Origin of the sequence: Streptomyces sp. NBC_00273, from assembly GCF_036178145.1 — a bacterium.
Lineage (GTDB): Bacteria > Actinomycetota > Actinomycetes > Streptomycetales > Streptomycetaceae > Streptomyces.
On the sequence record NZ_CP108067.1, the window covers coordinates 3,972,681 to 3,993,689 of the forward strand.

Sequence of the window (21,009 nt, forward strand, 5' to 3'; positions counted from 1 at the left end):
CCCCCGGCGACCGCGCCGCACCGGGCGGGCGGCCCGACCCGCAGGGTCAGATCCCGCGCCGCTTGCGCGCCAGGCGGACCGCCGCGGCCGCGCCCAGCAGGGCCACCGTCGCGCCGGCCGCACCGGCGGCCGTGGCGGCGTCCCTGCGGCCCAGTCGGCGGCCCGCGACCGTGTGGCGGCCCGAGACCTCCTGGAGGAGCTCGGCGAGCACCTCCTCGTTGGTCCAGCGCGGCCGCCAGCCGGCCGCGTGCAATCCGCTGACGCTGACCACCCACGGGTGCATCGTGTAGGCGAGGTCCCCGGCCGGGGACGGGGTCAGGCCGATGCGGTGCAGGCGGGCCGCGGCGCCCAGCGCGACCGCGGAGGGCAGCTCCATGCGGCGGATGCCGCTCAGTTCCTCGACCTCCTCCTGCTCCAGCCACCCCTCGCAGCCCACGGCCAGCTCTCCCTCGACCTTCTCCAGGGCCGCGTACTCCAGGGCGCTGACCAGGTCGTCCACGTGACAGAACTGCCAGGTGGGGCGGGATCCCGCCACCACGAGCAGCCGCGGGGACTCGAAGTACCGGGTCAGGGCGGTGTCCGTGCCGCCGACCAGGACGGCCGGGCGGATCACGGTGACGTTCAGTCCGGGGTGCGCGCGCGGGGCCCGGCGGCCGAGGCGCTCGATCTCCAGCAGGTCGCCGACGCCGGTGGCCTCGGCGGTGGCCCGCAGCTCGGAGTCCTCGGACAGCGGGATGTCGTTGTCCGGCAGGGCCCCGTAGACCATCGCCGAGGTGCAGAGCACCACCCGGTGCACGCCGGCCGCGGCGGCGGCCGTCAGGACGGTCTGGGTGCCGCGCACGTTGTACGCCGTACGGGCGGCCGGGTCGGTCTCCAGGTCGAGGTCCAGCGCGAGGTGGACCACGACGTCCGCGCCGCGCAGCTTCTCGGCGATCGCGGGGTCCCGTACGTCGAGGACGTGCCACTGCGCGGCGGCGCAGTCCCCGCGTCGCTCGTCGATGGCGACGACCTGCTTGACCTCGTCGGAGGCGGCCAGACGGCTCACCAGGGCCGCGCCGACCCCCGAGGCGGCGCCGGTCACGGCGATCACCGGGCTGTGCCGGCGGATTCCCTCCGGGTTTCGCGGCTGGCGAACGCCGGGGGCGCCGTCGCCGTGCTCGGAGCTGTTTTCGTCGTCGTGCATCGCGCGAAACTGCGGATCTGGGGAACTCACCGGGCGTCTCCAGCGGTTGTCTTCAGTAGGGACGCGTCGTGACGCGTACCCACCAGGTGATGTCCATCCTGCCGCAGCCCAGGAGTCGGCGGAGCACCGAGCCCGGATGCGGCCGCGGTGTCTACGCTGGGTGGTGTTGTCTGTCCATTGCCCGTCGGCTCCCGCCGGCGGCCCTACGAGCCGAGGAAACCCGTGAGCGACACCCCATTCGGATTCGGCCTTCCGCCGGAGGAGCCGGAGAACGGCGACGATGGCAAGAAGAAGGGCAACCAGGGCGGTCAGGGCGGCCCGGCGAATCCCTTCGGGTTCCCCGGCATGGGTCTGCCGGGCGGGGCGGGCGCTCCCGGAGCGGACAACCCGTTCGCCGCGATGTTCGGTTCGATGAACCCGAACGACCTCGGTGCCGCCTTCCAGCAGCTCGGCCAGATGCTCAGTTACGAGGGCGGTCCCGTGAACTGGGACATGGCCAAGGACATCGCCCGCCAGACCGTCGCGCAGGGCACCGCGGACGGCGTGAAGGACACGAGCGTCGGCGTCGCCGAGAAGTCCGCCGTCGAGGAGGCCGTGCGCCTCGCCGACCACTGGCTGGACGGCGTGACCTCGCTGCCCTCGGGCGCCACCACGGCCGTGGCCTGGAGCCGCGCCGAGTGGGTCGAGGCGACCCTCCCGGTGTGGAAGGAGCTCGTGGACCCGGTCGCGGAGCGTGTCGGCGCGGCCATGGGTGGCGTGCTGCCGGAGGAGATGCAGGCCATGGCGGGCCCGCTGCTCGGCATGATGCGTTCCATGGGCGGCGCCATGTTCGGCCAGCAGATCGGCCAGGCCGTCGGCACCCTCGCGGGCGAGGTCGTCGGCTCGACGGACATCGGCCTGCCGCTGGGCCCGGCCGGGAAGGCCGCTCTGCTGCCGCTGAACATCGAGAGCTTCGGCAAGGACCTGGGCGTGCCCTCGGACGAGGTGCGGCTCTACCTGGCCCTGCGCGAGGCGGCCCACGCCCGGCTCTTCGCCCACGTGCCGTGGCTGCGCTCGCACCTGTTCGGCGCGGTCGAGGGCTACGCCCGCGGCATCAAGGTCGACACCTCGAAGCTGGAGGACGTCGTCGGCCAGCTGGACCCGTCCAACCCGGAGCAGCTGCAGGAAGCGCTCCAGGGCGGCATGTTCCAGCCGCAGGACACCCCCGAGCAGAAGGCCGCCCTGGCCCGCCTGGAGACGGCGCTCGCGCTGGTCGAGGGCTGGGTCGACGCGGTGGTGCACGAGGCCGCCAAGCCCCGGCTGACCTCGGCGGACGCGATGCGCGAGACCATGCGGCGGCGGCGCGCCTCCGGCGGCCCGGCGGAGCAGACCTTCGCGACGTTGATCGGCCTGGAGCTGCGCCCGCGCCGGCTGCGCGACGCCTCGCGGCTGTGGGCCTCCCTCACGGACGCGCGCGGAGTGGACGGCCGCGACGGCCTCTGGGAGCACCCGGACATGCTGCCGACGGCCTCCGACCTGGACGACCCGGACGGCTTCGTGCACCGCGAACAGCTGGACTTCTCCGAGATCGACAAGATGCTCGGCGAGGCCGCCGAGAAGCGCGAACAGGACGGCGACGAGAAGAAGTGAGCCTCCACGAAGACGCGGTCCTCGTCCTGAAGGCGTACGAGGACCAGCCGGAGCTGCGCGACCTGTACCTGGAACACCTGGCGGCCCACCCGGACGGGGTCTACAAGCCCTGCGGGGCCGGGCACGTCACGGGCAGCGCACTGGTGATCGATCCGGTGCGGGGGCGCGTCCTGCTGACCCTGCACAAGAAGCTCGGCATGTGGCTCCAGATGGGCGGCCACTGCGAGCCCGGTGACCGGACCCTCGCCGAGGTGGCGCTGCGCGAGGCCCGTGAGGAGTCGGGCATCGCGTCGGGGCTGACCCTGGTCGACGGCGGGCCGGTGCGCTTGGACCGGCATGCGATCCCGGCTCCGTGCCATTGGCACCTGGACGTGCAGTACGCGGCGCTGGCTCCGGCCGGCGCGGTGGCGGAGATCAGCGAGGAGTCCCTGGACCTGCGCTGGTTCCCGTACGAGGATGTGGCGGCGGTGGCCGACGCGTCCGTCGTGCGGCTGCTGGAGGCGACCTTGGCCCGGCTGGGCGGCTGAGCCACACCGCGGCGCGGGCCTGAATGCGGCGAAGGGGCGGTCCCCGGTGGGACCGCCCCCTTCGCCGTGCCGGGAACCGTCAGTTCCAGGCGTTGTTCTGGTTCTGCGCGTGCGAGCCCTGCTGGCCCATGCCGAACTGCGCGGCGACGCCCTGGCCGAGCTGGGCGTTCTGCGGCGGCAGCACCTCGCTGGGCTGCACCAGCGCGAAGCCGGTGCCGAGGAAGCTCAGCTCCCAGCCCTCGCCGGTGTTGCCGCGCCGCCGCCACACCCCGCTGGAGTGCGTCTGGGCCTGCATCTGCACCCGCAGCGAGGTGGACCAGGCCACGATCGCGTCGGCGTCGACGTTGACGTACTTGTCGGGCGTGACGTGCATCATCAGCGGCTGCCCGGAGGTCATCAGCGCGACCTTGCCGCGGCCGGAGATGTTGAGCTGGTACTTGCCCGAGCCGGAGATCCCGTACTGGCTGTCCACCGCGATGACCTCGGTGTGCAGGGTGGAGTCCAGGGCCAGCACGTAGCTGCTGTCGACCGTGAGGCCGTCCTGGTCCACGTCCACGACGTGCACGTACTGGGCCAGGTTGGCCAGGTAGACCGTGCCCTGCCCGGAGCAGCGCATGAGGTCCAGGCCCTCGCCGGTGCGGCGGCGGGCGCTCTGCTGGTTGGTGGTCTGGTACTCGCCGTCGAAGTCGATGAGTCCCTGGTAGGCGACCATGGCGCCCTTGCGGGCGAGTACGTCGTCGGAGCCCGTCAGCGAGACCCGCAGCAGCTGCGGGTTCTGGATGGCGTACCGCTCCTGGGACTGCGCCTCGGCGTGGGCGAAAAGTGCGCTCTGCATGATGTGTCCGCTCCCCCTCAGCCCCGGGCCCGGAGCCGGTCGGTGCTGTCCTCGCTGGGCTGTACGACGACGATGCCCTGGCCGGAGAAGGCCATCTGGTAGGCCTCCCCGCTGCCCCGGCCGATCATCGACGAGGCCTTGAAGCTGCGCTTGCCCTTGACCTTGAGATTCGGCGACCAGGCGACGAGCGCGTCGGGGTCGACGTACGTCTCGTCATCGCCGCGGCCGCAGTCGACCACGATCGGGGTGCCGCGGGAGGTCAGGGCGACCCACCCGGTGCCCGCGATCTGCACGTTGAACAGGCCCTGGCCGGCGAACTTGGCGAGGCCCTTGACCCGCTCGACGCCCCACTGCAGGTGTGCGTCGAAGGCGAGCAGGTTGGTGCCGTTGACCGAGAGCGAGTCGTTGTTGAGGTTGATGACGACCACGTCGGCGCCGTAGTCGGCCAGGTAGAGCAGGCCGTCGCCGGTGCACTTCATCAACGGCGCGCCTTCGCCGGTGATCCACTGCGAGGCCATCTGACGGACGGCCGGCGGGTTGGGCTCGTACTGGACGAAGCCCTCGTAGGCGACCATCGAGCCGGTGCGGGCGAAGAGGTCCTGGCCGCTCTGCATGGCGACCTTGAGCATGGCCCGGCCGTGGTTCTCCATGCGGGCCGTGACGGGGGTCGGGGCGAAGCCCGCGAGTTGTTGGTTCATTGCGTTCATGTCGGGCTCCCTCAGACCTCGTACGGCTGGACGACGATGAAGTTGCCGGGAGCGCCGCGGAACTGGAGGTTCACGGTCTCCCCGCTGTGGCCGGGGTAGGCGTTGCGCCGCAGCCGGACCTGACTGGAGATGATCACCTGCGAGGCGGAGGACCACGCGACGATGGCGTTGCTGTCCGCGAAGGTGGTCGGGGTGACGGGCAGGACCACCGGGACGCCGTGCGTCTTGACGATGACCGTGCCGGTGCCCTGGAACTGCATGGTGAACAGGGCGCCGCCGGGGATGCCGTGGCCCTCGATGCGGCGGACCTCGTGCTGGAGCGACTCGTCGAAGGCGAGGACGGCCTCGGCGGAGACGCAGATCCCGTCGCCCTGGAGCTCGATGGCGTGCAGGTGTGCGCCGTTCTCCGCGAGGAAGACCTGGCCGCGGCCGGTGCAGCGCATGAGCTGCATCTCCTGGCCGGTGGCGTTGCCGACGATGCGGCCGGCGAAGCCCGCGCCCTTGTAGCTGAAGTCGACCTTGCCCTGGTAGAGGACCATGCTGCCCTGGCGGGCGAGGACGGCCTGGCCGCCCATCGACAGGTCGACGCGCATGAGCTGCTGGTTCTGCGGGGTCCAGCGGGCGCCGGTGGGGGCCTCCTTGTACGGCTGGAGCGCGGCGGCGAGGCCCGCTCCGGCGGCTGCGTGCTGCGGCTGCTGCTGCGCGTACTGCGGCGGCTGCTGGCCGAAGGCGGGCTGCTGCTGCCCGTACGGGGGCGGCTGCTGGCCGGGGACCTGGCCGTAGGAGGGCTGCTGCGGCGGCTGCCCGTAGGGCGCGGGGGCCGGCGCGGGCGGCGGCACCTGACCGTAGGACGGCTGGGGCGGCTGCGGCGGCTGGCCGTACGGGGCGGGGGCCGGCGGGGCGAGCGGCGCGGCCATGGTGGGCGCGGCGTGCACCGGGGCCGGGGCCGCGGGCTGCTGGTACTGGGGCTGCGGGACGGCACCGGGCGCCGGCACGGGCGCGCCGAAGGACGGCGCGGGGGCCGGGGCCTGCGGGGCCTGCTGGGCGGGGGCCGGGGCGCCGAAGGACGGGGCCGGGGCGGCCGCCTGCGGCGGCGGGGCGAACCCGGGCGAGGCCGCGGCCGGGGCCTGCTGCGCCGGCTGCGGGTCCTCGGCGACCTCGCCGCCGAAGTTCCGCAGGAGCGCGTCGAGCCCGCCGTCGAAGCCCTGGCCGACGGCGGCGAAGCGCCACACGTCCTTCAGGTAGAAGTCACCGAGCATGACGGCCCGCTCGGTGGTGAACTCCGAACCGGTGAACGAGTACCGGACGACCTCTTCGCCGCCGGCCACGATCCGGATGTAGCCGGGGCCGATCTGCGACATCTGTCCGCCGCCGTCGATGGTGGCGGTGAAGGACAGCTTGTGGATGGACGCCGGAATGCGGTCCAGCGTCACCCGGAAGGATTCGGTGTCGCCGGACTGCGCACCGAGTTGCTGAATGGACTCTTCCGGCGACTTCGGCTGATTGAAGAAGACGAAGTAACGGTCGTCCGACAGCTGCTCGTTGGCGTCGAGGCCGAAACAGCTGATGTCGAAGGCGAGTCCTGATCCGGCGATCTGGACGCCTACGTACAGATCGGTGCCCGCCGTGAGATCACTGATCTTGGCCTTGTGGCCGCGTTGGAATTCCCTGGCCATACGTACGACCGTCCCCCATCCCGACTGTGAATGCGTGGCGCTCAGGCTAACGGCAATTGCCGACATCCGGCCAAGCCGGTACCGACCCGGTACAAAACACTGCGTGCGGCGCGAGGGGCGGCCGGCGGGTCGAAGGGCCGACCGACGGACGGGCCGGCGGGCGGACCGGCGGGTGGGCCGGCGGGCTCATTCCTCGCGGGCGGCGGGGACCTTCGGCAGTCGCTCGGCGGCGACCACGCCCTCCAGGTAGCCGCGGGCCCGCTCGGTGCGCGGGTACGCCTCCAGCAGTTCCCAGAAGCGGGGTCCGTGGCCGGGTACGAGCAGGTGGGCCAACTCGTGCAGGAGCACGTAGTCGACGACGTACTCGGGCATCCCTTGGAGCCGGTGCGAGAGCCGGATGCTGCCCTCGGCGGGGGTGCAGGAGCCCCAGCGGGTGTTCTGGTTGGTGACCCAGCGGACCGTGCGGGGGCGGGCGCGGCCGTCGAAGTACTGCTCGGACAGCTGCGCGGCGCGCTCGGTGAGTTCCGCGTCCCCGAAGGTTCGCCGGCTCTCCTGGGCGGCCAGTTTGTCGAGCATGACCCCCACCCAGCGCTGCTCCTCCGCCTCGGACATCCGGGCAGGGATGAGCACGACCGTACGGTCACCCTCGCGATAGGCGGATACGGTCCTGCGGCGGCGCGCGCTCCGGCGGACTTCGACGGCGCGCTGCGGTGGGTCGGCGGACACGCCACGACGGTACCCGGTCGCGGTGGTGGAAGTCCCGCCCGTCCGCGGTTCGAACACGAGGGATTCGCGGCCGATTTCCGGAACCCGATTTCCCTTCATCTCATATGCCTAATACCTCGCACCTGTGGACAAATTCCGGCAGGGATTCCCGCGGGCGTGCACTGTTGCGGAAGAACGGGAAACGGGCGGCGCGCATGCGCACGAGTGCCCATGAGTCCGCACGAGTACGCACGAGTACGCACGGGATATCGAGGGGGACGGGACGTGTATCCGAAGGTGAAGCCGGCGCTGGCGCGGGCGTGGCGGGATCTGCAGACGGTTCAGTTCGGGGTGACGCCCGCCCATGCGGTGGTGTTCGGCCCCGTGGACACGGCGACGGGCACCCTGATCGACCGGATCGACGGGACCCGGGGAATGGAGCTGCTGCGGGCCGAAGCCTCGGGAATGGGGCTGCCGGACGGCCGGGCCGACGAAGTGGTCAGGACGCTGGCGGGGGCCGGCCTGCTCGACGACGCCACGGCGGGCGGCCCGCGGGCCCAGGCCCTGCGGGGGCATCCACAGACCGTGGAACGGCTCGGGCCCGACCTGGGTTCGCTGTCCCTGGTCCACCGGGAGCCCGGCGGGGACTTACGGGGGATCGTCGCCCGCCGGGCGATACGGGTCCGGGTGCGCGGGAGCGGACGGGTGGGGGCCGTGATCGCCGCCGTCCTGGCGGGAGCCGGCGTGGGCCGGGTGGAGGTGCTCGACGGGGGTCTGGTGGAGCCGGCGGACGTGGCGCCGGGCGGGCTGGACCCCGGGAGCGTGGGCCGGCCGCGGGCCGAGTCCGCGGGCAGGCGGGTGCGCGAGTCGGCCCCGGGGCGCACCCCGCGGGCCGGGGAGGACGCGGGGGCGGAGCCGGGGCTGGCCCTGGTGGTGGTCGCGCCCCGGGACGGGCTGCACGCCTGGGCCCCGGATCCGGACACCGCGGCCGACTGGATCGCCTCGGGCATCCCCCACTTGTACGCGGGGGTGTTGGAGGGGACAGGGCTGGTGGGACCGCTGGTGCTGCCGGGGTCGACGGCCTGCGCGGGGTGCATGGAGCGCGAGCGCGTGGACCGGGACGCGGCCTGGCCGAGGATGCTCGTGCAGTGGCGTTCGGCCCACCGCCGCCGCGCGGGTGCGGCCTGCGACCTGGGCCTGTCCACGGCGGTGGCCGGGCTGGCCGCGGCCCACGCGCTGGCCTTCCTCGACGGACAACTCCCCGCTTCCACGGCCGCGCGCTGGGAGGCCGCCCTCCCCGCGCTGCACTGGGAATCCACACCGGTCCCCCCGCATCCCGACTGCCCCTGCGGGGCGGGTGGGTCACCGGATGCGGATCGGGCGGGAAGCGGCCGGGAGGGCCATGACAGGATGCGCTGAGGGTGTCGGGGCGACGGAGCCCTTCCTGAGTCCGTCGTTCGCGGCGCAGCGGTCTGGGACATGGAGGGGCGTATGTCTGATCTTCCCCGGAAGGCGGTCACCCGTACGGTCAAGCTGGCCGCGCTGCCGCTCGGCATAGCGGGCCGGGCCACGTGGGGGCTGGGCAAGCGGATCGGGGGCAAGTCCGCGGAGATCGTGGCGCGCGAGCTCCAGCAGCGCACCGCCGAGCAGTTGTTCCGCACGCTCGGTGAGCTGAAGGGTGGTGCCATGAAGTTCGGGCAGGCCCTGTCGGTCTTCGAGTCGGCGCTGCCCGAGGAGGTCGCGGGACCCTATCGGGCGGCGCTGACCAAGCTTCAGGAGGCGGCCCCGCCGCTGCCCGCGGCGACGGTGCACCAGGTGCTGACGGACCGTCTCGGCGCCGACTGGCGAGACCTGTTCGAGGAGTTCGAGGACCAGCCGGCCGCGGCGGCCTCCATCGGGCAGGTGCACCGGGCGGTGTGGCACGACGGTCGGCAGGTGGCCGTCAAGGTGCAGTACCCGGGAGCCGGTGAAGCGCTGCTGTCGGACCTGAAGCAACTGGGCCGGTTCGCGGGGCTGCTGGGGCCGCTGATCCCCGGCATGGAGATCAAGCCGCTGATCAAGGAGCTGCGCGACCGGGTCGCAGAGGAACTCGACTACGAGCTGGAGGCCGAGGCCCAACGGACGCACTCGGACGCCTTCGTGGACGACCCGGACGTGGTCGTGCCGGACGTCGTGCACCAGGGCGACCAGGTGCTGGTGACCGAGTGGATGGAAGGGACCCCGCTGTCGGAGGTGATAGCCGACGGGACCCAGGAGGAGCGGGATCGCGCCGGACAGCTGCTGGCCGGGTTCCTGTTCTCCGGTCCGGCGCGCACCGGCCTGCTGCACGCGGACCCGCACCCCGGCAACTTCCGGTTGATATCGGGGTCGGACGGCCGGACGCGCCTGGGGGTCCTGGACTTCGGCACGGTCGACCGGCTGCCCGGGGGCTGGCCCAAGCCCATCGGCAGGTCGCTGCGGATGACGCTGGACGGTGATGCGGAGGGGGTCTACGGGCACCTGTGCGCCGAGGGGTTCGTGAAGGAGTCCGTCGAACTCGACCCCGACGCGGTGCTGGATTACCTGAAGCCGATCATCGAGCCCGCCGAGGCCGAGGAGTTCACCTTCACCCGGCCGTGGCTGCGCGGCCAGGCGGCGCGGATCGCCGATCCCCGCTCCCCCGCGCACCAGTTGGGCCGACAGATCAACCTGCCGCCGTCCTACCTGCTGATCCACCGCGTGACGTTGAGCACCATCGGGGTGCTGTGCCAGCTGGGCGCGACGGTGCGGCTGCGGGACGAACTGGACACCTGGCTGCCGGGGTTCGCCTCCGCCGAGTGACTGTGTGGGCGCGTCACCACCAGGACGAGTCGAGCCTGCCCTCGATCGCCCTGAGGTTGGCGCGCGCACAGTCGACGCAGAAGTACTGTCTGGTCCCGTTCTCCACCGAGCAGGTCCAGGTGGGTGGGATCTCGCCCGGGGCCTTCGCGCCACAGCCCGTGCAGACGACGGGCTGGGCCTCGGATCCCGACGGGCCGGGATGGGGAGTCGGCTGGTCCACCTCCAGACGATATCCCCGTCCGGGGCGGACGGGCCCGCGCAACGCACCGGCGGCCGCGGCAAGCCTGTGGTTTCCGTCGACGACCCTGCCGGAAGTGGCGGAACGCGGACAGGCGTCGGCCCCCACCACCCGGTGGTCCGGGTGGTGGGGGCCGACGCCTGCTGTCTTTTCAGCTCTTAGTGCATGACGGCCATGGCCAGCGCACGCCGGGCGCGCATGGAGACGCGCTCGGCACGCCGCTGCATGCGGCGGGCGGCGACCAGGCGCACGGCGTGACGCTCGGCGTCCACCTCACGCATGCGCTCGTCCATATGGGCACGAGCCAGGGCTTCTGGGATGAGTTGCATTTCGCGGGTCCTGTTCTGACGCGAGGTGATCGCGCCGGCGGTGATGAAGTCTGCGTGGGCGGCGCCGTGGGGCTGCTCGCTCGTGGTGTAGAAGGTCATGGGGGCCTGCTTCAAGGGGTCGTGCGTCAGGGGGCGGTCGATGGTTCCGATGGCGGTCATGCCGTGACAACCGGGTTCTTGCGCGGACGGCCACGGGGACGCTTGCGGGCGACGACGACACCCTGGACGAAGAGTTCGCCACCCCAGACACCCCAGGGCTCGCGGCGCTCGACCGCTCCGGCGAGGCAGGCCTCGACCAGCGGGCAGGTGCGGCAGAGGGACTTGGCGTACTCGACGTCGGCCGGGGACTCGGCGAAGAAGACCTCGGGGTCGAAGGTGCGGCAGGGAACGGGCACGCCGAGGTTCTCGATGGCGTCGTCGAGCGCGGTCAGCGCGGTGAGCGGGGTCAAGGTGTGGTCCTCCGGGACTGCGGGCGGGGAGATCATTTGGGTCTGCGGTACGGACGGGGCGTGCGCTTCGAGTTGCACGGTGTTTTCTTCCTCGTCTTGTTCGGCTAGTCGTTCCGGCCGGTCGGCCGGGTTCGGCTGGTACCTGGCTGCCAGTCCCGAGGCCCCTTCGCTCCGTCGTCCCTGTTCGGGACAAACAGAAGGGCCGCGGATCCCGGGTGGGGTTCCGCGGCCCTGAAGGCGCCGGCCTGATCATGCGATCAGGCTGGATCACTCCAGGGTTCGAGCCCGCGGAAGGCCCACATCAGGTGGTGCTGCTGCTTCGTCTGCTTCTTCTGGGATCCGGCACCGGCTGCGGCAGCGAATCCATAGGCGCCATGCGCCTGCGCTTCTGCTGCCAGTACTGCCACCGGTGCCTTGGTCGGTCGCTCATTGCGCTCACTGACCGGAAGGGTCGCCAGCAGGGCGGGGCGGTCGGCGGAAATCGCGGACACACCGGTACCCAGGAGGGAGACGGAACCGAGCAGGCAGGAAGCGTCGACCGAGCGATCGGTCATTTCGGTGAAGGTCATGAAGCTGGTCACTGGTCTCGCCTCCTCTCGGCGTCTCGGGGACTCGGCCCGGAGGCCTGTCCCATGCGTATTCGGATAAGTACAGCACGGATCCCGGGCTTCGGAGAAGCCACCGTTTCCGTTGCTAAGAACCTATGGGTCTTCGCTGGGCATGTGCAAACTATTTTTCCGACGAGTTTCTACGCGTCGTCAAGATGCCCGGCCCCAACCTCTTGACCTGCGCAGATGGCCAGGACATCGGCTCCGTACCGGTCAAGCTTACGGCCGCCCACTCCGGAGATCATCGAGAGCTCCCCCTCCTCGGACGGCGCGGCCTCCGCGATGGCCATCAGCGTCTTGTCCGTGAAGACGCAGTAGGCGGGCATGCCTTGCTCCTTCGACTGGGCCGCGCGCCACTCCCGCAGCCGCTCGTAGAGGCCTTCGTCCATGTCGGACGGGCAGTCCTCACAGCGCATCAGCTTCAGCTCGCCGGCCTCGGTCAGGGTCTTGCCACAGACCCGGCACAGTGCCGGACCGCGACGCACGCGTCCCCGTGCCCTTCGCTCGGCCGCGGAGCCCGCTCCGGCGCCCGGGGCCGCGGAGCCCGGCCGCAGGCCGTTCAGGAAGCGGCTGGGGCGCCTGGAGGCCCGACCGCCGGGGGTGCGGGAGAGCGCCCACGACAGGCTCAGGTGGATCCGTGCCCGGGTGACGCCGACGTAGAGCAGCCGCCGTTCCTCCTCGACCTGCTCGTCGGTCTTCGCATAGGTGATCGGCATCATGCCGTCGGTGAGGCCGACGAGGAACACGGCGTCCCACTCCAGGCCCTTCGCCGCGTGCAGCGAGGCCAGGGTGACGCCCTGCACGGTCGGGGCGTGCTGGGCGGCCTTGCGCTCGTCCAGCTCGATCGTGAGGTCCGCCAGGGTCGCTGCGGGCCGGGCCCGGGCGAAGTCCTCGGCGAGTCGGACCAGCGCGGCCAGCGATTCCCACTGGTCGCGCACGGCGCCGGAGCCGGCGGGCGGCTCGGTGCTCCAGCCGGTGGAGCTCAGCACCGCCCGGACCTGGGAGCCCAGCTCCACGACGTCGTCGAGCAGCGGATCGTTCCCGCCGGAGCGGGCGGCGCCGCGCAGCGCGAGGATCGCCTTCTGGACCTCCTGGCGCTCGAAGAACCGCTCGGCTCCGCGCAGCTGGTAGGGGACCCCGGCGTCGGCGAGGGCCTGCTCGTAGACCTCGGACTGGGCGTTGATGCGGTAGAGCACGGCGATCTCGCCCGCCGGGACGCCCGCGGCGATCAGGTCCCGGATCCGGCGGGCGACGCCCTCGGCCTCGGCGGGCTCGTCCGGGTACTCGGCGTAGGCGGGGTCGGGGCCGGTCTCGCGCTGCGAGATCAGCTCCAGCCGGTGCTCGGCGGCCCGGCCCTTGGCCTGGTTGAGGAGCCCGTTGGCCAGATGGACCACCTGGGGGGTGGAGCGGTAGTCGCGGACCAGCTTGACCACCGTGGCCTGCGGGTAGCGGGTGCGGAAGTTCAGCAGGTGGTCGGGGGTGGCACCGGTGAAGGAGTAGATGGTCTGGCTGGCGTCACCGACGACGCAGAGGCTGTCGCGCTCACCGAGCCACAGGTCCAGCAGCCGCTGCTGGAGCGGGCTGACGTCCTGGTACTCGTCGACGACGAAGTGCTGGTACTGGGTGCGGATCTGCTCGGCGATGTCGTGGCGGTCCTGGAGGATGCCGACGGTCAGGAGCAGCACGTCCTCGAAGTCGATCATGCCGCGGTCGCGCTTGAGCTGTTCGTACGTCCCGTAGATCTGGGCGATCTCGGCCAGGTCCCGGGGGGCCTCGCGGCCCGACTTGAGGGCGGCCACCGGGTAGTCGGCGGGCACGGTCTGGGTGACCTTCGCCCATTCGATCTCGCCCGTGACGTCGCGCAGCTCGTTGCGGTCGAGACGGATGCGGCAGCGTGCGCCGGCCTCGGCGACGAACTGGATCTTGCGCTCCAGCAGCCGGGGCAGCTCGCCGCCGACCGCTTTCGGCCAGAAGTACTGGAGCTGGCGCAGGGCGGCGGAGTGGAAGGTGCGGGCCTGGACCCCGCCCGCGCCCAGGGTGCGCAGGCGTCCGCGCATCTCCCCCGCGGCGCGGTTGGTGAAGGTGACGGCCAGCACACTGGCCGGCATGAGCTGCCCGGACCGGACGCCGTAGGCGATGCGGTGGGTGATCGCGCGGGTCTTGCCGGTACCGGCACCCGCCAGCACGCACACCGGCCCGCGCAGGGTCGTGGCGACCTCGCGCTGCTCCGGGTCGAGGCCCAGGAGCACCGCGTCGGCCGAGTCGGCGGAGGCGGGGCCACCCGGGAACGATGAGGAGTGCGTTGCTGCTGTCACCCCGCCATGCTGCCAGGTCTCGTGAGTCGGGCGGGAAAGTTGTCCACAGGCAGCACGTATCAGTCGTATCGGTCACACCGGGTGCGCAGGCGCAGCCGTACGGGAATGGCCGCAGGGTCCCGTACGTTCGAGTACTCGGACCACCGAGCCCTCACGAAGGAGAGCGCAGCATGCAGGACACGGGCACCGTCACGATGTACAGCACGACCTGGTGCGGCTACTGCCGTCGGCTGAAGACCCAGCTGGACCGGGAAGGCATCGCGTACAACGAGATCAACATCGAGCTCGACCCGGAGTCCGCCGCGTTCGTGGAGAAGGCCAACGGCGGCAACCAGACGGTTCCCACCGTGCTCGTGACGTCCGCCGCGGGCAACGAGTCCGTCATGACGAACCCGAGCCTGGCCCAGGTCAAGCAGGCCCTCGCCGTCTGATCGGCCGCAGGAGCGCACACAGCGGAGGGCCCCCGCCGAGGCGGGGGCCCTCCGCTGTCACCGGGCCCGTCACGGGCCGGGGAAGTGACGAAGGTTACGCGGCCGCCTTCGGCAGCGGCTCGCCGTACCAGAGCTCGACCAGCCGGGCGGCGATGGAGATGCCCGACGGGGGCAGCACCGCACCCGACGCGAACGCCGCGCGCAGCTCCTCGCGGGAGAACCAGCGGGCCTCCTCGATCTCCTCGCCGTCCACCGTGATCTCCGAGGTGGTGGCGCGGGCCCTGAAGCCCAGCATCAGGCTGTACGGGAAGGGCCACGGCTGGCTGGCCACGTACTCGACCTCGCCGACCCGGACGCCCGCCTCCTCCCACACCTCGCGGATGACGGACTGCTCTATCGACTCGCCCGGCTCCACGAATCCCGCCAGCGTGGAGAAGCGGCCCTCCGGCCAGTGCACCTGGCGGCCCAACAGCGCACGGTCGTGCTCGTCCGTGACCAGCATGATCACGGCCGGGTCGGTGCGGGGGTAGTGCTCTGCGCCGCAGCCCGGGCAGCGGCGGATGTGCCCGGCGGCCGCGACCACCGTGCGCTCGCCGCAGCGCGAGCAGAAGCGGTGCATCCGCTGCCAGTTCTCCAGCGCGACCGCGTGCACCATCAGCCCGGCGTCGCGCGGGGACAGCAGCAGGCCGGCCTCGCGCAGGCCGGCCGGCCTGGCCGACTGGTCCATGCGGCCGGGCAGCGCGTCCTTCTGCAGCGCGAAGTACCGTACGCCGTCCTCGTCGGTGCCCAGGAAGTAGCGGTGGGTCTCGGTGACCGGGGCCTCGAAGGCCGGGGTCATCACGATGCCGGAACCGCCGTCGGGGGTGTCGTCGATCAGGACCTGGCCGCCGGAGACGACGAAGACCCGGGTCGTGGGGTGGCTCCAGGCCGCGGCGAGCCACGCCTCGTCGAGCCGGTGGTGCGCGGCGCGGTCGATCCCGCTGGGCGCGGCGAGCGAAAGAGGGCGCTCGGTGAGAGGGCGCTCGGTATGGGTGCTCACAGGTACTTCCATCTCCCCCGGTGGTGGGACAGGCAGGCTCGGTACGGCAGGTGCGTGCGTCGGGTGTCAGGCGGTGGTTCGGTGGTGGGCGGCCAGGTCTCCCCAGAGGTACGCGGTCGTCTCGACGCCCTTGAACAGGAGGTCCAGCTCGACCTTCTCGTTCGGTGAGTGCCAGCCGTCGGACGGTACCGAGATGCCGAGGAAGAGGACGGGCGCGTCCAGGACGTCCTGGAGGTCCGCCGCGGGGCCGGAGCCGCCCTCCCGCGTGAAGCGGATCTTCTCGCCGAACGCGCGGCCCATGGCCCGCACGACCGACTGCAGGGCCGGGTGGTCCAGCGGGGTCAGGCACGGGCGGGTCGGTGCGCCGAAGGTGATGGAGTGGCGGATCCCGTCCGGGATCCCGGCGGCGACCCAGTCCCTGACGGCCGCCTCGACCTCGTACGGGTCCTGCCCGGACACCAACCGGAACGAAAGCTTCAGGTGGGCGGAGGCGGGCACGATGGTCTTGCCGCCGGGGCCCTGGTAGCCGCCGCCGATGCCGTTGACCTCGGCGGTGGGGCGGGCCCAGACGCGCTCCAGGGTGGAGTACCCGGCCTCGCCCGCGGCCGCGTGGGACTTGGCCGTACGCAGCCACTCGGACTCGTCGAAGGGCAGCTCGGCGATGAGCGCGCGCTCCGCGTCCGTCAGCTCGGCGATGTTGTCGTAGAAGCCGGGGATCGTGACCCGCCCGTCGGCGTCGTGCAGGGCGGCGACCAGGCGGGCGGCGACGGTGGCCGGATTGGGCACGGCACCGCCGAAGGCGCCGGAGTGGATGTCCTGGTCCGGGCCGTGGAAGTCGATCTCGCAGTCGGCGACGCCGCGCATGCCGGTGCAGACGGTGGGGGTGGTCTCGGACCACATGCCGGTGTCGGAGACGATCACGACGTCGGCGGCGAGCTCGGCGGCGCGGGCCTCGACGAGGTCGCGGAAGTGGGGCGAGCCGGACTCCTCCTCGCCCTCGATGAGGAGCTTGAGGTGCACGGCGGGAGCGGCGGCGCCGGTGGCCGCCAGGTGCGCCCGTACCCCGAGGGTGTGGAAGAACACCTGCCCCTTGTCGTCGGCGGCGCCGCGCCCGTACATGCGGCCGCCCTTGACCACCGGCTCGAACGGGTCGGTGTGCCAGCCGTCGGCGAGGGCGGCGGGCTGCACGTCGTGGTGCCCGTACACGAGGACGGTCGGGGCGTGCGGGTCCTCGCTCGGCCAGTGCGCGAAGACGGCGGGCGCGCCGGGGGTCTCCCAGACCTCGGCGACCGGGAAGCCGGTCTCCTTGAACTTGGCCGCGAGCCATTCGGCGCTGCGGCGTACGTCGCCCGCGTGCTCGGGCTGGGCCGAGACGGAGGGAATGCGGAGCCACTCGGCGAGGTCGTCGAGGAAGGCGGCGCGGTGGGTGTCGATGTACGTGCGGACGACGCTGTCCGGCGGGGTGTCGCTCATGCCCCGAGCCTAGCCGTCCGCCTGGTGGTCACCGTCCGGGTCCGATTCGCCTTGGAGGATCCGCTCAAGACGGGCGCGGTCCGGGAGGTTGCGGGGGCGGATCACGCGGCCGCTGCGGACGTGCAGGAAGGCGGCGGAGACCCGGTCGAGCGGGGTGTTCGTGGCCTCGGCCCAGGCCACGCGGTAGACGGCGAGCTGGAGCGGGTCGGCCTCGGTGGTGCGGCCGGTCTTCCAGTCGACGATCTCGTACGAGCCGTCCGGGTTGCGGTAGACGGCGTCGATCCGGCCGCGCACGACCCGGCCGGCGAGGGTGACCTGGACCGGGGCCTCCATGCGGTGGGGGGGCCGGTCCGCGTAGGGGCTGCGTTCGAAGGCGGCCTTGAGGGAGTCGAGGTCGGCCTCGTCGACGATCTCCTGGTCGGAGCCTGCGCCGGGGAGGTCGGCGACGGGGTCGAGGACGTCGAGGAACGGCAGCGGCAGCTCGTCGAACCGGGACTCGACCCAGGCGTGGAACCGGGTGCCCTGGCGGGCGGCGGGCTGCGGGGGCCGCGGCATGGGCCGGGCGAGGTCGCGCACGAAGCCCTGCTCGTCGGCGGCGAGCCGGAGCAGCTGGCTGGCGGACAGGGAGGACGGCAGCTCGACGTCACGGACGGCCGCGCGGGCACGGCGGAGCTCGCCCTCGAGGGCGTCGAGATCGCGGTCCCAGGAGGCGACGGCGCGGGCCTCTTCGGGAACGAGGTCGCCGCCGTGCCTCCCGGCGGGGGCGGTGGGGTCGGCGGGCGCTGCCGTGCCGGGCCGCCCTCCGGCAACGGGACGTACCGCGGGCGGGGCCGCCTCGGCTGCCCAGAGATCCTCGTCCGGCGCGGCGGGGGTGGCCGGCGTGGGTTCGGCCCCCGCCCCGCCCCTTCCCGAAACCGGGGCGCTGCCCCGGGCCCCGTGGGGGGCGGGCGTGGTCGCGCGACCCCTGGGCATGGCCTCGGCCCAGGCCTCGCCCGCCCAGGGGTCGTCGAAGTCCGGGCCGAAGACACCGGCCGGCCCGTGCCCCGGGCGTGCCCGGGCTTCACCGGACCAGGGGTCGTCGAGGTCCGGCCCGGCGGTGTCGGCCGGGGCGGCGGGGTGCCGGGTCCCCGGGGGTGCCCAGGCTTCGCCCGCCCAAGGGTCGTCGAAGTCCCGGCCGGCGCCGTCCGGTGCGTCGGACGCGGCCGCCGTCGCATGCGCCGCGTCAGGGCCCGGGGGTGGCCAGGCTCCGCCGGACCGGGCTGCGGTCCCGGGCGTCGTGCCGGCCGGAGCCGTACCGGGGCCGTCGGCTCGGCCCGAGGGCCGGGTGGCGGGGGCCGGGGCGGTGGGCTCTGCGGGCCGGGTGGCGGCCGGGGCGTCCTGGGGCCAGGGGCCGTCGGCGGGGTCCGGTTCCCAGGGGGCTTCGTCCGGCCACGGCTCCTCGCAGTCCGGGGGCCAGAGGTACTCGTCCTCCTCCGGGGGCGGGGCCGCGAGGTAGGACTCCACCAGAGCGGCCGCCGCGCGGCGCAGGGTGAGGGAGTACGGGTCGAGCGGGAGGGGCCAGGAGTGGTCCGCGGTGGATTCGCCGGACAGCGCCGGGTTCTCGGCGGTGGGGTCGGGCTCGTCCGCCCAGGCCTCGATCTCGCCGAAACCGGCCGCGCAGTGCTCGTACAGGGCTTCGAGGAACGGCGACGGGCCGCGGCGCTTCTTCTGGCTCGGACCCCACCAGTGGCCCGAGGCCAGCAGCAGGGAGCGCGGCCGCGTGAAGGTCACGTAGCCGAGGCGGAGCTCCTCCACCGACTTGTGGTCCTTGAGCGCGGCCTTGAAGGCCTTCAGCCCCGCCGAGGTCCAGGCCGGGTCACCGGGCAGGGTGGGCGCGTCGCCGCGCAGCGCGTACGGGAGCACCTTCGCGTACGAGGTCCAGGCCTCCGGCGGCTTCTCCTTCGGGAAGGCACCCGCGCACAGGTCCGGGACCACCACGACGTCCCACTCCAGGCCCTTGGACTTGTGGGCGGTGAGCACCTTGACCGTGTTCTCGCCGCCGGGCAGCGCGTGGTCCAGGCCCTTCTCGTACTGGGCGGCCGTGCGCAGGAACGCCAGGAAGGCCAGCAGCGTGGCCTCGCCGTCGAGGGCGGCGAACCCGGCCGCCACGTCCATGAAGTTCGACAGCGTCTCGCGGCGGCGGGCCGCCAGCGCGTGCGGGGAGGCCGACAGCTCCACCTCCAGGCCGGTGGCGGTCAGCACCCGGTGCAGGACGTCCATCAGCGGGTCCGCGAGGGAGCGCCGCAGGTCGCGCAGTTCCTGGGCGAGGTGCGCGAAGCGGATCCGCGCCTCCGCCGAGAAGGGGAGGTCGTCCGGGGCCTGTCCGGCGCCGTCGAGGAAGGTCTCCAGGGCGTCGGCCAGCGACACGATCTCCGCCGGGTCCACGCCCTCCACGGCCGCCGCGAGGCGTTCGTCCGGGTCGGACCCGGCGGGCGCGCGGCTCACGAGGAGCCGCGCCCGGCGACCCAGCAGGGCCAGGTCGCGCGCGCCGATCCGCCAGCGCGGGCCGATCAGGAGCCGGACCAGGGAAGCGTTGGCGCCCGGGTCCTGGAGGACTTCGCAGACGGCGACGAGGTCGGCGACCTCGGGCAGGTGCAGCAGCCCGGAGAGGCCGACGACCTCGACGGGCACGTCCCGGTCCACCAGCACGGCCTGGATCTGCGCGAAGTCTCCGGCGGAGCGGCACAGTACGGCGATCTCCCGCGGCTCCGTCCCGGTGCGGACCAGGTGGGCGACGGAGTCGGCGAGCCAGTCGAGCTCCTGCGCGTGGGTCTCCAGCAGGGCGCAGCGGACCTGCCCGGCGGCCTCCGCACCCGGCGCCGGGCGCAGCGCCTCCACGCCCTCGTGCATGGCGCGCAGCGGGGCGGCGAGTCCGTTGGCCAGGTCCAGCAGGCGGCCGCCGCTGCGCCGGTTCTCGCTGAGGGAGAGCCGGGTGGCGGGGGTCCCGTCGGCGTGCGGGAAGTGCTCCGGGAAGTCGTCGAGGTTGGCGACGGAGGCCCCGCGCCAACCGTAGATCGCCTGGCAGGGGTCGCCGACGGCGGTGACGGCGTGGCCGGAGCCCGCGCCGAAGAGGCCGGACAGCAGCAGCCGCTGTGCGACGGAGGTGTCCTGGTACTCGTCGAGCAGGACGACCCGGAACTCCTCGCGCAACAGCGCCCCCACCTCGGGCCGGGTGGTGGCGAGCTGCGCGGAGAGGGCTATCTGGTCGCTGAAGTCGAAGAGGTCGCGGGAGCGTTTGGCGGCGCGGTAGCGGACGACCAGTTCCAGCAGCTCGAGGCGGCCGCGCACGGCCTCCGGGACCTTGCGGAGGTCCTCGTTGGTGAGCTTGGTGCCGGCGAGCACGTCGAGCAGTGCGGTGTCGTGCAGGCGCAGCTGCTCGGGCTCGACCAGGTGCTCGGACAGCTCCCCGTCGAGCGCGAGGAGGTCACCGACCAGGTCGGGGACCGATTTGGTGAGCGAGGGGTACGGGCCGGGCGCCTCGCGCAGCACCTTCGCGGCGAGCTGGAAGCGGGTGGCGTCGGCGAGCAGTCGGGAGCTGGGCTCCAGGCCGATGCGCAGCCCGTGGTCCTTCAGGAGCTGACCGGCGAAGGCGTGGTAGGTGGAGATGCGGGGCTCGCCGCCGGCCGCGTCCGCGTCGGCCGGGGAGGGGTCCGGGTCGGTGATGCCGGCCCGCGCGAGGGCCTTGCGCACGCGCTCGGACAGTTCACCGGCGGCCTTGTTGGTGAAGGTCAGGCCGAGCACCTGCTCGGGTGCGACCGCGCCCGTACCGACGAGCCAGACGACGCGGGCGGCCATGACGGTGGTCTTGCCGGAGCCGGCACCCGCGACGACGACCTGCGGGGCGGGCGGGGCGGTCACACAGGCCATCTGCTCGGGCGTGAAGGGGATCCCGAGGAGCTCCTTGAGCTGCTCGGGGTCGGAGAGGGCGGGCGGACGCGCGGGCACCCAAAAAGGCTAGCCGCCCCCACCGACAGTCCCGACCGCCGAGCGCCGACCGCCGACCGCC

General features: G+C 72.9%; 18 protein-coding genes. 5 read left to right on the plus strand and 13 right to left on the minus strand.

Annotated features, from left to right (window positions below; translation table 11 throughout):
- Nucleotides 1–46: 46 nt before the first annotated feature.
- A complete protein-coding gene (locus tag OG386_RS16810; RefSeq protein ID WP_328788831.1) occupies nucleotides 47–1,213 on the minus strand; it encodes an SDR family oxidoreductase in 1,167 nt (388 codons plus the stop codon).
- Between the two features lie 192 nt (nucleotides 1,214–1,405).
- On the opposite strand from OG386_RS16810, the gene OG386_RS16815 reads away from it, so the two are divergent.
- On the plus strand, nucleotides 1,406–2,812 hold the full coding sequence (locus OG386_RS16815) for a zinc-dependent metalloprotease (protein ID WP_266604695.1): 1,407 nt from the start codon (nucleotides 1,406–1,408) through the stop codon (nucleotides 2,810–2,812).
- Nucleotides 2,809–3,339: an NUDIX hydrolase gene (locus OG386_RS16820; RefSeq protein ID WP_328788832.1), complete on the plus strand. Its 531-nt coding sequence runs from the start codon at nucleotides 2,809–2,811 to the stop codon at nucleotides 3,337–3,339. Before OG386_RS16815 ends, OG386_RS16820 begins: the two co-directional genes overlap by 4 nt.
- A gap of 79 nt (nucleotides 3,340–3,418) precedes the next feature.
- Here OG386_RS16820 and OG386_RS16825 read toward each other — a convergent pair whose 3' ends face one another.
- From OG386_RS16825 to OG386_RS16840, 4 genes are all read right to left on the minus strand, one after another.
- The gene (locus OG386_RS16825) at nucleotides 3,419–4,174 is read right to left on the minus strand and encodes an AIM24 family protein (protein ID WP_328788833.1); all 756 of its coding nucleotides are present in this window, start codon (nucleotides 4,172–4,174) and stop codon (nucleotides 3,419–3,421) included.
- 17 nt (nucleotides 4,175–4,191) lie between these two features.
- Nucleotides 4,192–4,872: an AIM24 family protein gene (locus OG386_RS16830; RefSeq protein WP_266606616.1), complete on the minus strand. Its 681-nt coding sequence runs from the start codon at nucleotides 4,870–4,872 to the stop codon at nucleotides 4,192–4,194.
- A 20-nt stretch (nucleotides 4,873–4,892) separates the two neighbouring features.
- Complete coding sequence (locus OG386_RS16835) at nucleotides 4,893–6,557, minus strand: TerD family protein (RefSeq protein ID WP_328788834.1); 1,665 nt, start codon at nucleotides 6,555–6,557, stop codon at nucleotides 4,893–4,895.
- Nucleotides 6,558–6,743: 186 nt separating this feature from the next.
- Nucleotides 6,744–7,382, minus strand: a complete 639-nt coding sequence (locus OG386_RS16840) for a M48 metallopeptidase family protein (RefSeq protein ID WP_388619071.1) — start codon at nucleotides 7,380–7,382, stop codon at nucleotides 6,744–6,746.
- A 165-nt stretch (nucleotides 7,383–7,547) separates the two neighbouring features.
- Here OG386_RS16840 and OG386_RS16845 point away from each other — a divergent pair, with 165 nt between their 5' ends.
- Nucleotides 7,548–8,681: a ThiF family adenylyltransferase gene (locus tag OG386_RS16845; RefSeq protein WP_328788835.1), complete on the plus strand. Its 1,134-nt coding sequence runs from the start codon at nucleotides 7,548–7,550 to the stop codon at nucleotides 8,679–8,681.
- A 72-nt stretch (nucleotides 8,682–8,753) separates the two neighbouring features.
- Nucleotides 8,754–10,082 carry an ABC1 kinase family protein gene (locus OG386_RS16850; RefSeq protein ID WP_328788836.1) on the plus strand — a complete coding sequence of 443 codons (1,329 nt, stop codon included), beginning with the start codon at nucleotides 8,754–8,756 and terminating at the stop codon, nucleotides 10,080–10,082.
- Between the two features lie 13 nt (nucleotides 10,083–10,095).
- Here OG386_RS16850 and OG386_RS16855 read toward each other — a convergent pair whose 3' ends face one another.
- The 5 genes from OG386_RS16855 to OG386_RS16875 all read right to left on the minus strand — a co-directional run bounded on the left by OG386_RS16855 (nucleotide 10,096) and on the right by OG386_RS16875 (nucleotide 14,021).
- The gene (locus tag OG386_RS16855) at nucleotides 10,096–10,302 is read right to left on the minus strand and encodes a hypothetical protein (protein WP_030711716.1); all 207 of its coding nucleotides are present in this window, start codon (nucleotides 10,300–10,302) and stop codon (nucleotides 10,096–10,098) included.
- A gap of 176 nt (nucleotides 10,303–10,478) precedes the next feature.
- Entirely contained in the window at nucleotides 10,479–10,808 is a 330-nt protein-coding gene (locus OG386_RS16860) for a hypothetical protein (protein ID WP_327383386.1), read from the minus strand.
- Nucleotides 10,805–11,176, minus strand: a complete 372-nt coding sequence (locus OG386_RS16865; protein WP_030010480.1) for a WhiB family transcriptional regulator — start codon at nucleotides 11,174–11,176, stop codon at nucleotides 10,805–10,807. The genes OG386_RS16860 and OG386_RS16865 overlap by 4 nt, the downstream gene beginning before the upstream one ends.
- 179 nt (nucleotides 11,177–11,355) lie before the next feature.
- Nucleotides 11,356–11,667 carry a hypothetical protein gene (locus OG386_RS16870; protein WP_328793277.1) on the minus strand — a complete coding sequence of 104 codons (312 nt, stop codon included), beginning with the start codon at nucleotides 11,665–11,667 and terminating at the stop codon, nucleotides 11,356–11,358.
- A 179-nt stretch (nucleotides 11,668–11,846) separates the two neighbouring features.
- Entirely contained in the window at nucleotides 11,847–14,021 is a 2,175-nt protein-coding gene (locus OG386_RS16875; RefSeq protein WP_328788837.1) for an ATP-dependent DNA helicase UvrD2, read from the minus strand.
- A gap of 170 nt (nucleotides 14,022–14,191) precedes the next feature.
- On the opposite strand from OG386_RS16875, the gene OG386_RS16880 reads away from it, so the two are divergent.
- The gene (locus OG386_RS16880) at nucleotides 14,192–14,452 is read left to right on the plus strand and encodes a mycoredoxin (protein WP_030850057.1); all 261 of its coding nucleotides are present in this window, start codon (nucleotides 14,192–14,194) and stop codon (nucleotides 14,450–14,452) included.
- A 94-nt stretch (nucleotides 14,453–14,546) separates the two neighbouring features.
- Here OG386_RS16880 and nudC read toward each other — a convergent pair whose 3' ends face one another.
- The 3 genes from nudC to OG386_RS16895 are packed head-to-tail and all read right to left on the minus strand — an operon-like array spanning nucleotide 14,547 to nucleotide 20,948.
- Nucleotides 14,547–15,503, minus strand: a complete 957-nt coding sequence (gene nudC / locus OG386_RS16885) for an NAD(+) diphosphatase (protein WP_328788838.1) — start codon at nucleotides 15,501–15,503, stop codon at nucleotides 14,547–14,549.
- 54 nt (nucleotides 15,504–15,557) lie between these two features.
- A complete protein-coding gene (locus OG386_RS16890) occupies nucleotides 15,558–16,964 on the minus strand; it encodes a dipeptidase (protein WP_328788839.1) in 1,407 nt (468 codons plus the stop codon).
- A gap of 9 nt (nucleotides 16,965–16,973) precedes the next feature.
- Nucleotides 16,974–20,948 carry a UvrD-helicase domain-containing protein gene (locus tag OG386_RS16895; protein ID WP_328788840.1) on the minus strand — a complete coding sequence of 1,325 codons (3,975 nt, stop codon included), beginning with the start codon at nucleotides 20,946–20,948 and terminating at the stop codon, nucleotides 16,974–16,976.
- Nucleotides 20,949–21,009 lie beyond the last annotated feature (61 nt).